Genomic DNA, 12,509 nt, shown 5'->3' on the forward strand with positions numbered 1-12,509 from the left:
ATTATAAACATTGTATATAAAAAAACAATGAAAATAATTAAATGAACATAAGTTTTAAGATAAAAATCTACAATGTCTAATCAAAATAATCAAATATTGGACAAAGTCGGAAAACCATTGCCAACCAACAAATTCCGAAGAATAGAAAAATTAAATTATCAACTTTCAAGTCAAATGCCACAAAAATTCCGAACAAATAAAAATATATTCCAAAAAATATTAAACAAAATAATATATAAATTAAAAAAGCATATTTCTTTAAATACTATAACTTACAAAATAATCTACAAAATTAAGTAAAAATTTAAATTAAATAGACAAAATAATAAGGTGATAAAAATTAGTGTAACCAAATCCCAATATGATGAATTAAAAAATAGTTATCTTACAAAAAACAGAACAATGCATTCATTATATACTGAAATTAATAAGGAAAATAAAGTTGATAAGCAACTATTCTTCAAATTAATTAACAAAATTCGTCAAGAAGAAGGATTAAATGATTACTATACAATAAAAAAAGAAAAAAAGAAAAATGACATTATAGAAAATTTGGACAAGTCTCCAAACTACTATAATTAATATTCAACATAATATCTCAAAACAGCAGCAATACCACCAAACGCCCTGAAAAGTTGCATACCTTCTTCAGTTTCAGTGGAAATGAATTCAACATTAGTATTCATTTCTTCTGCCTTTTCAACAAATTCATCAGCAAGATCTTTTGAATCCACTTCTTTGAAAGTATCATTACAGTTAGAACATCTTTTATCGAACTTATCTGCTTCAGCCTGAGACCTGACAGTGACTTCTATTTGATTTCCACAATTGGTACATTCAAATGTCTTACGCATGCTTGATAAATCTTCTGATAAAAGTAATGTATCAACAGCACCCATAATCAAATTGTTTCTTACTTGATTTTCACCATAAGAGCATAGTCCTTTATCCTTGGTCAATTCCTTGAGGAATCTTTGAACCTGCTTTTTCTCATGCATTACATCTAAGTTATCTAAAATATCTGCTGATTTATCAATAACCTCACGAATACCCGGTTCTCCAGTATATGATGTATCAACAGTCGCAATGATTTTGTCCTTAAGTTCATATTGAAGATAATCTCCTTGGATAAATTCCTCTTTAGTAAAACCAGGTCCTCCAACAATAATCCCTTTTAAGTCATCTTTAAGATCCAAAAAGTCATCGTTCATGTGTTCCCCAATACGTTTTTTGAACTCGTGAGCAGCAAGATCAATTACACGATCAAACCTTCTTTGTGATTGTCCCCCTGCCTTGTGTTTTCCTGGAACACCACTAGTTAGGTGAGTTAAAATATTAACTTTTTTACCTTTTAAAGTAGCAATGGTAGCTTCTTTTCTGTCAACCACAGCAAGACCGTAGGTATCTCTTTCTTCAATGATTTCTTCTAAAGGTTCTATGAAAAATTCATTATTACATTTATACCAGTAAGTAGTAATTGGTTCAGGTGGCTCTAAAATATATTTTTCCATTTTTTCAGTACCTGGACCACCTTTAGGAATCATTCCTACAAATAAAACTAAACCATTTTCAGGTGGTTGTTTATATAAACGTATACTTTGTAAAATTACTTCAATTGCAGATTGTACATTTTTCCTTGTTTGTTTACTCTTAATGTTAGCACTTTGTCCGAGTTCATCTCTCATGTGCTTACCAACATCACTCAATTGCTTATCATGTGGAATGTAAACGGAAACAAGCTCTGTACCTCTACCCCTTTTATCAGATAGTTCTTTTAAAGTTTTTTTGAATTCATATAATTCTTTTGATGATACTTCAGCCATGTTATCCCTATAAAATTAAATTAGTATAATAGTATTAACTATCTTTTTTTACATATAAATAATTAATCTAAAAATAGATATTTTTAAAGATTAACAAAAAAAAATAAAAATAATTAAAAGAAATAAAAATGTAATGAAATGGAAAATTAGCAATGTAAAAATAGAAAATCAGGTGGTTCTAGCCCCAATGGCAGGAATATGCGACCATGCATTTAGAAGCATAATCAAGTCCATGGGATGTGGCCTAATTGAAACTGAAATGGTTTCGGATAAAGCCATAATGTATAACAATTTTAAAACACAGGAAATGTTATTCATGAAGGATGAAGAAAGGCCAATCTCACAGCAAATCTTTGGGTGTGGTACAGATTCATTTAAAATTGCCTCAGAATACATCTATGAAAACATGAAACCTGACATTATCGATATCAATATGGGATGTCCAGTTAAGAAAGTAGCCATTAAGTCAAAGGCAGGAAGTGCACTTTTAAAAGACCCTGAAAAAGCAGGAAAAATTGTTGAAACTGTTGTTGATAGTGTTCCAATACCAGTTACTGCTAAAATCAGAAGCGGATGGGATGAAAATAATATTAATGCAGTTAAAATAGCTAAAATAATTGAAAATGCCGGAGCATCAGCAATTACAGTTCATCCACGTACAAGACACCAAAGATACGATGTTAAAGCCGACTGGTCAATAATTAAAGAAGTTAAAGACAATGTATCTATTCCAGTTATTGGAAATGGAGATATTAGATCATGTTATGATGCTAAAAAAATGCTTGATGAAACTGGATGTGATGCAATAATGATTGGAAGGGCAACACTTGGAAACCCTTGGCTCATAAAACAATGCGTCGATTATCTAAACAATAGAACAAAACCTAAGAAAGTCTCAGTTGAAGAAAAGATAAACATGGCAAAAAAACATGCAAACATACTCGAAGAAACCCTCCCTAAAAAATTAGCAATCTCCAGAATGAGAACACAAACAGCTTATTATATGAAAGGAATGTATAGAACTGTAGACATAAAGCCTAGATTGTTTAAGATGAATTCAAAAGAAGAGATATTTGAATTATTAGATGATTACCTATCATCACATAAGCAACATCTTAGAGAACTTGTAAAACAAAACTAAATATTCATCTAATAACTCAATGCCAATAAATACCTATAATCCCATTTCATAAACTCCAATTATAAATATAATACATTTCAAGTAATTTAAAATCAATTCATCATCATTTAACAAATCTTTATTCTGTGCTATGAACTAATTTGAGGGATATTCACCCAACATTTTAATTAACATAAATTAAAAAACTTTATAAGATATTATTATTTATATTATTAAAGTAAGTGATATAATGGTTTTTAGAAGATGCCCACAATGTGGTTCAACAAGTGATGATAAGTACGGCTTTTGCATAAAATGCGGACGAGAATTTCCAAAAATAGAACAAACAGCAAATTCATGTCCATTATGTGGATATGAAAATCCAGATGAAGCGGAATTTTGCGTTAAATGTGGAGCACCACTCATTTTTAAGAATCAGACAAAAGAAACACAAATAAAACCAATAATAATAAAAAAGGAAACTGTTGGCGAAGCACCTGTTAAAAAAAGTAGTGGATGGACCAAATGGATTATAATATTCGGGTACATCTTTTCAATTTTAGGTGGAATTTTAGGTTTAATCCTTGCAATCTACTTAGTTACAAGAAAAGATCCAAGTGTTAGGAAACACGGAATCATACAACTTGCAATATTTGTATTTTACATCGTATTGATTGGAACACTATATCTAACAGGAATGATTCCAGCAGATGTACTCAGCAACTATCAACAGCTAATCGCTGGAAACTTTACCATTCCTTAATGGTAAATACATCACAATAGCCCCATCACCATTTGTATAATAATTAGGGACAGTCCTATCTACCTTAAAATTAAATGTTTTATAAAACTCAATCGCACCATCATTATTCTCATTTACTTCCAGATATATTGTATCAAGATTAATGAGAGATAATACAGAAATAGCCTTTATAAGAAGTTTAGTTCCCGCACCTAAACGCCTATAATCTTTATCAACAGCTATTGAAATTATATGACCACAAGATTCATACTTAATCCAAAACATAACATAACCAATTACATAACTATCTTCTTCCGCCACTAAAAAACCAATACCCATTTCATACAGTTGTTGAAACATTTTTATCCCGTAAGACTGATCAAATGACATGTTTTCTATTTCAAAAACTCTTTTTAAATCAGTTGGACAAAATTTTCGAATAATCATAATAACATTAACTATACAAAACAATGTATTTAATAATTTGGATATATTAATATTAATTGAGGATAACTATGTGGCAAGATTTTGCAGAATATATTTTAAATGAAATTGGCTCAAAAGAAACCAAAATTGCAGAAATTGGAATTGGAAAGTTTAATAAGGTTTCAGAAGAACTATCAAAAATAGATAATATAACACTCATTAAAACTGATATAAATCCAAATGATGACAGTATAATCAAAGATGACATTACAAATCCAGATATCAGATTATATGAAGATGTAGATATTATTTATTCAATAAGGCCTCCAAGCGAACTTCAGCCACACATTATTAATCTTGCACTAAAAATAAATTCACAATTAATTATAAAACCACTGACTAATGAGGATTTAAACAGCGGTAGAACCAAGATGAAATTGAAGAATTATAAAAAAGCAAGCTTTTACGTCTTAAGGTGATTTGATGAAAAATCAACTATCAACATTTGAAACATCCCCTGAAGGTTTAAGCAAAAGTGAAGTCATAAGAAGACAGGAAAAATATGGTCTAAATAAAATTAATGAGGAAAAACCAACTCCATTGATAATCTTATTTTTATCTCAATTCGTCGATATTTTAATAGCATTATTAATCATTGCAGCAATTGCATCTATGATAATTGGAGACTTTATAGATGCCGGTGTAATTTTACTTGCAGTTTTGCTTAACACAATAATAGGATTTATTCAAGAATACCGATCAAGAAATGCTGTCAGCAACCTTAAAGATTTAATAGTTAAAAAGGCCATTGTTAGAAGAGAAAATGAAATACAAGAAATCAATGCAAGTGAACTGACCATTGGAGATATTGTAATTCTTGAAGAAGGAAGTAAGTCTCCTGCAGACCTGGTGCTGATTGAAAGCAAGGATTTAAATTGTGATGAATCATTCCTTACCGGAGAATCCGAAGCCATTTTAAAAGAAATAGGTGATGATATCTATATGGAATCCAATGTCATTTCAGGTCATGGAATTGGAATTGTAAAGAACATTGGAATGAAAACAGAAATAGGTAAAATTGCAGAAATAATCCAAGAAAAAGAAGAAGCAACCCCTCTTGAAATAAGAGTAGGAAAACTTGGAAAAATATTGTCAGCAATTGCTATTATAGTTTGTATCATTATTTTTGCTTTAGAGCTATTGCAGGGCGTAGGACTTGTTGAAACATTTATGACAGCAGTTTCACTTGCTGTTGCTGCCATTCCTGAAGGTCTTCCTGCTGTTTTAACATTAACTCTTGCACTGGGAATGACTGAAATGGCATCTTCAAATGCAATCGTCAAAAGATTATTATCAGTAGAGACTTTGGGATCATGTACAATAATATGCAGTGATAAAACAGGAACTCTAACTGAAAATAAAATGAGTGTTGTTGAAGAATATTTATTAAATAAAGATAAAACACTACTGATTTCAAAATTATGTAACAACGCTACAATTAAAGGTGATAAACTAATTGGAAATCAAACAGATGGTGCTATATTAAATTTCGCTGAAGGTTATGAATCATCACTCGAACGTATTGATGAAATTCCACTCAACAGTAATCGTAAAATGATGACCACTATTCATAGATTAGATAGTGAAAATAAAATCATTTTATCAAAAGGTGCGCCCGAAATAATTCTGGACAAATGTAAATATATCGATAATGATGGAAACATCGAAATTATCAATGCCAAAACAAAGGAAAACATATTGAATAAAATTAACGAAATGAGTGAAAAGGCACTGAGAGTAATCGGATTTGCATACAAATTTGATGATGGAGCTAAAGCTGAGGAAAATCTCATATTCACAGGACTGGTCGGGCTAATCGATCCGCCAAAACAAAATGCAAAAAAAGCAGTTAATGACTGTATAAATGCTGGAATTGCAGTAAAGATGATTACTGGAGACCATGAAAAAACAGCTAGTGCAATAGCTAAAAATTTAGGAATATTAACAGAAAAAGGACGAGTAATAACAGGTCATGAGCTAGAAAAACTCACAGATGAAGAATACTTATCCTCAGTAGAAGATATCCAGGTTTATGCAAGGGTAAAACCTGCACAAAAAATGAGGATTGTTGAAACATTAAAAAGTCTAGGAAACATTGTTGCAATGACTGGTGATGGTGTAAATGATGCACCTGCCCTTAAAAAAGCATCAATAGGTGTTGCAATGGGAAATGGAACAGATGTTTCAAAAGAATCAGCAGACATGATTCTTCAGGACAACGACTTTTCAACAATCGTAAAAGCTATAAAAGAAGGCCGTAAGATCTATGACAACATCAAAAGGTTTGTGAAATTCCAAGTATCAACAAATGTAGGTGCAATCTTAACAATAGTTGGAACTTCACTGCTCAATCTACCTTTGCCATTTAATCCAGCACAGCTACTATGGCTCAATATTGTAATGGACGGTCCCCCTGCACAAACATTGGGAATGGAAGGTGCTGAAAAGGACACTATGAAAAGGCCTCCTGAAACAGGTGATATTCTAACAAAAGGCACATTGCTTCAAATATTTATTTTGGGACTGGTAATGGCAATTGGAACAACCATAATATTCAGTTGGGAGATATATAACGGAGCAACAACCAAAAAGGCAATGACAATAGCATTTACACTATTCGTGGTTTATCAATTACTCAATGCATTGAACGGGAAAGCCAACTCAGACAAATCCAGCAAGTATGTCTATCTGGGAGTCTTAGGGTCATTCATATTGCAGTTACTCATCATATACCTACCCCAATTACAAGTAATATTCAGAACAACAGCAATAGACATCACAGAATGGGTAATAATAGCTATTGTCGCATCAACAATACTAGTTGCACAAAAAATAATGAATAAAGTGATAAAATGAAAATATTCCTATTAGGTGGTACCAAGGATTCAATCAACATCATAAAATTCATCAAGGAAAATTATGATGCATTTATCCTAACAACCACAACAACAAAATATGGTTCCAAATTAGCTGAGAAAGGCGGTAGCGATGATGTTATCGCCCACCCACTTCCCAAAGATGAAATAATCGGTATAATAACAGATGAAAAATTCGATATATTAATAGATGCTACACATCCTTTCGCATCACACATAACCCAAACAAGTGCAAGCATTGCAAAAGAATTAGAAATTCCCTATTTGCGTTTCGAAAGACCTATCACCAACCTCAAAAACATTGACACATCAAACCTAATATGTGTAAATTCATTTGTTGATGCAGGAAAAGTAATAGCAAATGAGTTTAACCAATCAAATGTACTACATTTTGCAGGAGCCAATACCATGGAAGATGTCCTAAAAAGCGTTTCTGCAGAAAAATTTTATCCAAGAATAGTGAAGGTGAAATCCTCCATTGAAAAATGCAAAAAATTAGATATTGATCCAAGCCATATCATCCCTATGACTGGTGCTGCAAGTAAAGAGGAGAATATAGAATTGATTGAAAAATATGATGCAGATGTAATAATTACCAAGGAAAGTGGTGAAATCGGTGGAGTCATTGATAAAATAGAAGCAGCCAATACCAAAAACATTAAAGTAATTATGATTGAAAGACCACAAATAAACGAAATAAATAAAAAAGACATCGTATCTAATTTAGAAGAATTAGACAAAAAACTAAAAAACTTTTTTTAAAAATAGAAAAAATATTTATATAAAAATAAGCGCCGAGACTGGGATTTGAACCCAGGCGGAGAGACTCCACAGGATTTCAAGTCCTGCGCCTTACCAGACTAGACTATCTCGGCATATGAAAAGGAATATTTAGAAAAAATCTAAATATTTATCCTTTAAGTTCAATTTCAATACTTACATTATCAGGAACATTAATTTTCATGACTTGTCTCATAGCACGTTCGTCAGCTCCAATACCAACTAAACGTTTATGAATCCTAAGTTCCCATTTTTCCCAAGAAGCTTTACCTTCTCCATCTGGAGATTTTCTTGTAGGTACTACTAATTTTTTAGTAGGTAATGGAATAGGACCAGATAAGTCCACACCAGTTCTTTCAGCAATTTTTTTGAGTTGATCACAAACATATGCTAATTTTTCTGGGTCTGTTCCAGTAAGCTTAATTCTTGCTTGATTCATAGTATCCTCCAATAAAACAAAAAGAAAGAAAGTAAATAATTACTTCCTAATTATTGTTTACAAACTTATTTTGCTGGGGTAACGTTAAGACATAAACCAGCTGCAACAGTTTGACCCATATCTCTGATAGCAAATCTACCCATTTGAGGGATTTCTTTTGCGTTTTCGAGACACATTGGTTTGGTAGGTTTAATTTTAACAATTGCTGCATTACCAGTTTTTAAGAAGTCAGGGTTTTCTTCATCAACAGCACCAGTAGCAGGGTTTAATTTTTTAGATAATTCTAAGAAAGTACATGCTACTTGGGAGGTGTGACAGTGGAATACAGGAGTGTATCCAACGGTGATTACACCAGGGTGTTGTAAAACAACAATTTGTGCATCAAATTCTTTAGCAACAGTAGGAGCATTGTCAGTGTGTCCAGCTACGTCTCCTCTTCTGATATCGTTTTTACCTACACCTCTTACGTTGAATCCAATGTTGTCACCAGGTTCAGCGCTTTCAAATACTTCGTGGTGCATTTCGATAGATTTAACTTCTCCGGAAGCTCCAGCTGGTTCAAAGATAACATTTTCACCTTTTTTCATTACACCAGTTTCAACTCTTCCTACAGGTACAGTTCCTACACCAGTAATGGAGTAAACATCTTGAATAGGAATTCTTAAAGGTAAGTCAGTAGGTTTTTCAGGTGGAGTTAATTTATCTAAAGTGTCTATTAAAGAGTCACCTTTATACCAAGGAGTGTTTGCACTTGTTTCTTTAATGTTGTCCCCTTCAAATGCAGATAATGGGATGAAAGGTACGTTTGCTGGGTTGAATCCAACAGTTTTGATTAAGTTAGAAACTTCTTCTTTTAATTCGTTGAATTTACCTTCATCGTAATCTACTAAATCGATTTTGTTAATTGCAACGATTAATTGGTTGATACCTAAAGTTTTGGATAAGAAAACATGTTCTTTAGTTTGAGGCATGATACCGTCGTCAGCTGCAACTACTAAAACACCAGCGTCTGCTTGGGAAGCACCAGTGATCATGTTTTTAACGAAGTCTCTGTGTCCAGGACAATCTACTACAGTGTAATCGTATTTTTTGGTGGAGAATTTTTGGTGAGCTAAATCGATAGTTACTCCTCTTTCTCTTTCTTCACCTAATTTGTCCATAACAAATCTGAATTTGTTTTCACCATCATCTAATTGTTGTTCAGCGATTGCACCAGCTTTTAATAATAAATGTCCAACTAAAGTGGATTTTCCGTGGTCAACGTGTCCAATAAATGCTAAGTTAATATGTTCTTTTTCTTTTGCCATTATAATAACCTCTTTGTAATATTAACAAACAATATCTATAAGCTTAAGTGTTAGCTTAAATGTTATTTTTATACTTTAACATATAAATAGATAATGTTTTTTTCATAATTTTTAATAAAAAAATATAAAAATTAAAAAAGTTTAATTTTATAAATCTCCTAAGTAGTGGCTTGCAGGGAATGGTTCTGCAGATAATCCTTTTCTTTGTCTGATTTCTTTTACGATTTGGTTTTGCATCTCACGTGGGAGTGGTTCAAATCCAGCGATTTCAGTAGACCATAAACATCTACCTTCAGCAGCAGATCTGATGTCACCAGCGAAACCAAACATTTCAGCTACAGGCACTTTAGATTCAATTCTTGCCATATCTCCAGTTTCTTGACCCATGTTTACAATTTGACCTCTTCTGTTTTGGATTTCACGAGTACAGGAACCCATGTAATCATTAGGAGTGTCAATAACTACTTTTTGCATTGGTTCGAGTAATGCTGGTTCAGCAAGCATCATAGAACCTAAAATTGCATTTCTAATAGCGGGTAATACTTGAGCAGGTCCTCTGTGAACTGCATCTTCGTGAAGTTTTGCATCATGGAGTTTGAATTTTAATCCCATAGCGATTTCATTACCTAAAGGACCATTTTCTAACGCAGACTCAAATCCTTCAATTAAGAGTTCTTTAACTTCATCTAAGTATTGAATACCACGAGTCATGTTAAGGAAGATGCTTCTGTTATGAACAGCCCATACTCTTCTAGCTTCTTCTTTTTCTAAACCGTGTTCCATAAAGTCGTTAGCAGCTTCTTTACCTTTAACTTTACCTTCTTTAATGTCACCATTTTGGATAGCATCATAAAGTTCAGGTTCAATAGGTTCAACAGTAATGTAGAATCTGTTATGTTTGTTAGGTGATTTACCTTCAACTTGTGGAGATAATTGTCTTACAGTTTCTCTGTATACAACAATAGGTTCAGAAGTAGTGATATCTACACCTTTTTCTCCAATTCTGTAACCGATAACTTCTAAGTGAAGTTCTCCCATACCAGATACTAAGTGTTCACCAGTTTCCTCATTAATATCAATTTTAACGGTAGGATCTTCTTTACCTACTTGTCTTAAAACTTCAATTAATTTTGGTAAATCTTTAGTGTTTTTAGCTTCTACAGCAACAGTTACTACTGGTTCAGAGATGTGTTCTAATCCTTCAAATTCAACAATTTTGTGTTCAGGATCACATAAAGTTTCACCAGCAATAGCACCTTTTGCACCAGCAACATATACAATGTTACCTGCAGGAACTTTATCAGTGTTAACTCTTTCAGGTCCGAAGTAGACACCTACTTGTTGAACTCTGGATTTACCATGAGAACCAACGAGATATACTTCACTACCTTTTTCAATAGCTCCTCCATAAACCCTACCAGTTGCAATTTCACCAGCGTGTTTATCAACAGATACATTGGTGACCATTACAGCTAAAGGTCCATCAGGTGAAGTGGTAACCATACAATCTCCAGCAGGAGAATCAATGTCACCATCCCATATATTAGGTACTCTGTAAACTTGTGCTTCTTTAGGGGAAGGTAAGTGTTCAACTACCATACCTAATAATACATCAGATAAAGGTACTTTTTGTGCTAACTCTTTTTGTTTATCATTATTACAATATTCTATGATATCGTTAAAGTTAACTCCAGTTTCTTGCATAGTTGGTACATTAATAGCCCAGTTATGGTATGCTGAACCAAATGCTACACTACCATCAGTGAAATCTAATGACCATTCTTCTTTCTTATCTTCAGGAGCCATATTTTTGATTAATTTATTAGCTTCCATGTAGATATTGATGAATCTTTTTTGTAATTCTTCAGGTTCTAATTTTAACTCATTGATTAACCTGTCAACTTTGTTAATGAATAAAACTGGTTTTACGTTTTCTTTTAATGCTTGTCTGAATACAGTTTCAGTTTGAGGCATAATACCTTCTACAGCACAAACTACAACTACTGCACCATCTACAGCTCTCATAGCACGAGTTACGTCCCCACCGAAGTCAACGTGACCTGGAGTATCAATTAAGTTGATTAAATATTCACTTTCTTTATAATCGTGAACCATGGATACGTTAGCTGCATCAATGGTAATACCACGTGCTTGTTCTTGTTCGTCAAAATCTAAGAATCTTTGATCACCAGCAAGTTCCTCAGAAATCATTCCTGCACCTGCAAGTAAGTTATCAGATAAAGTAGTTTTACCATGATCAATGTGAGCACAGATACCAATGTTTCTGATTTGATCAGGTTTATACATTAATTCTTTGATTTTTGCAATCATTTTGTCTCTTCTACTCAAAATAACCACCTAAAAAACATTATAATTAGTGTGCTGCTTTAGCAACTCTTTCTTTCTCTTCAGCTTTTCTTAAAGCAAAGCTTCTTGAATCTTCTTCAGATGCAAGAATCAATTCATCAGCTAAACATTCAGCAACAGATTTCCTGTTTTTGAATGAAGATTGTAAAGTACCTCTAGTTAAGAAACCTAATGAAAGGTCAACTCTTCTTTGTGGAGAAATATCTACAGCAACTTGATATCCAATACCACCATATTTAATACGAGTAGTTTCTTCACGAGGTGCAGTGTTTTCAACTGCTTTAACTAAAACCTGAACAGGATTTTGTTTAGTTCTTCTGTTAATGATTTCTAAAGCATCTTTGACAATGTTGTAAGCTTTATTTTTCTTACCAGAGTTGAGATGAGTTCTCATGATTTTATTCATTAATCTTTCAACAATTGATACTTTAGATTTTGCAAATTGTCTTTTTACGTGTCTACCAGAAGTATGTGGAACTAAAGTTTCATCTAAGCAGATATATTTTACTAAACCTAAGTCCTCAACTTTTACTTCATCGAAATCCCATTTATCAAATAATTTACTCATA

Annotated in this window: 12 protein-coding genes and 1 tRNA gene; 6 read left to right on the forward strand and 7 right to left on the reverse strand. The window is 32.7% G+C overall.

Annotated features, from left to right (window positions below):
* The first annotated feature begins 330 nt into the window (after positions 1-330).
* On the forward strand, positions 331-582 hold the full coding sequence (locus ACR0P1_RS01240) for a hypothetical protein (protein ID WP_432644598.1): 252 nt from the start codon (positions 331-333) through the stop codon (positions 580-582).
* Here ACR0P1_RS01240 and prf1 read toward each other — a convergent pair.
* Positions 579-1,823: a peptide chain release factor aRF-1 gene (prf1, locus tag ACR0P1_RS01245; protein WP_432644599.1), complete on the reverse strand. Its 1,245-nt coding sequence runs from the start codon at positions 1,821-1,823 to the stop codon at positions 579-581. The two genes, ACR0P1_RS01240 and prf1, sit on opposite strands and share 4 nt — an antisense overlap.
* Positions 1,824-1,956: 133 nt before the next feature.
* Here prf1 and dusB point away from each other — a divergent pair, with 133 nt between their 5' ends.
* Together dusB and ACR0P1_RS01255 are read left to right on the forward strand one after the other, a co-directional pair.
* On the forward strand, positions 1,957-2,964 hold the full coding sequence (gene dusB / locus ACR0P1_RS01250; protein ID WP_432644600.1) for a tRNA dihydrouridine synthase DusB: 1,008 nt from the start codon (positions 1,957-1,959) through the stop codon (positions 2,962-2,964).
* 229 nt (positions 2,965-3,193) lie between these two features.
* Positions 3,194-3,706, forward strand: coding sequence for a zinc-ribbon domain-containing protein (locus ACR0P1_RS01255; RefSeq protein WP_432644601.1), 513 nt, complete (start codon positions 3,194-3,196; stop codon positions 3,704-3,706).
* On the opposite strand, the gene rimI is transcribed toward ACR0P1_RS01255, so the two are convergent.
* Positions 3,677-4,132, reverse strand: a complete 456-nt coding sequence (rimI, locus tag ACR0P1_RS01260) for a ribosomal protein S18-alanine N-acetyltransferase (protein WP_432644602.1) — start codon at positions 4,130-4,132, stop codon at positions 3,677-3,679. The genes ACR0P1_RS01255 and rimI overlap by 30 nt on opposite strands.
* A gap of 68 nt (positions 4,133-4,200) precedes the next feature.
* Between rimI and ACR0P1_RS01265 the strand changes: the two genes are divergently transcribed.
* Genes ACR0P1_RS01265 through cobK form a run of 3 tightly spaced genes read left to right on the forward strand, consistent with a single transcriptional unit; the run spans position 4,201 to position 7,809 of the window.
* A complete protein-coding gene (locus ACR0P1_RS01265; RefSeq protein ID WP_432644603.1) occupies positions 4,201-4,590 on the forward strand; it encodes a UPF0146 family protein in 390 nt (129 codons plus the stop codon).
* Positions 4,591-4,594: 4 nt separating this feature from the next.
* Positions 4,595-7,027 (forward strand): cation-translocating P-type ATPase, encoded by a 2,433-nt coding sequence (locus ACR0P1_RS01270; protein ID WP_432644604.1) that lies wholly within the window; start codon positions 4,595-4,597, stop codon positions 7,025-7,027.
* Positions 7,024-7,809 (forward strand): precorrin-6A reductase, encoded by a 786-nt coding sequence (cobK, locus tag ACR0P1_RS01275; RefSeq protein ID WP_432644605.1) that lies wholly within the window; start codon positions 7,024-7,026, stop codon positions 7,807-7,809. Before ACR0P1_RS01270 ends, cobK begins: the two co-directional genes overlap by 4 nt.
* 30 nt (positions 7,810-7,839) lie before the next feature.
* Here cobK and ACR0P1_RS01280 read toward each other — a convergent pair.
* From ACR0P1_RS01280 to ACR0P1_RS01300, 5 genes are all read right to left on the reverse strand, one after another.
* Positions 7,840-7,922, reverse strand: a tRNA-Ser gene (locus ACR0P1_RS01280).
* 35 nt (positions 7,923-7,957) lie between these two features.
* Positions 7,958-8,266 (reverse strand): 30S ribosomal protein S10, encoded by a 309-nt coding sequence (rpsJ, locus tag ACR0P1_RS01285; protein ID WP_432644606.1) that lies wholly within the window; start codon positions 8,264-8,266, stop codon positions 7,958-7,960.
* A gap of 65 nt (positions 8,267-8,331) precedes the next feature.
* The gene (gene tuf, locus ACR0P1_RS01290; protein WP_432644607.1) at positions 8,332-9,573 is read right to left on the reverse strand and encodes a translation elongation factor EF-1 subunit alpha; all 1,242 of its coding nucleotides are present in this window, start codon (positions 9,571-9,573) and stop codon (positions 8,332-8,334) included.
* Between the two features lie 147 nt (positions 9,574-9,720).
* Positions 9,721-11,922 (reverse strand): elongation factor EF-2, encoded by a 2,202-nt coding sequence (locus ACR0P1_RS01295; RefSeq protein ID WP_432644608.1) that lies wholly within the window; start codon positions 11,920-11,922, stop codon positions 9,721-9,723.
* A 25-nt stretch (positions 11,923-11,947) separates the two neighbouring features.
* Complete coding sequence (locus ACR0P1_RS01300; RefSeq protein WP_432644609.1) at positions 11,948-12,508, reverse strand: 30S ribosomal protein S7; 561 nt, start codon at positions 12,506-12,508, stop codon at positions 11,948-11,950.
* Position 12,509 lies beyond the last annotated feature (1 nt).

Origin of the sequence: Methanobrevibacter sp. (assembly GCF_050872065.1) — an archaeon.
In the GTDB taxonomy this organism is placed as follows: domain Archaea; phylum Methanobacteriota; class Methanobacteria; order Methanobacteriales; family Methanobacteriaceae; genus Methanocatella.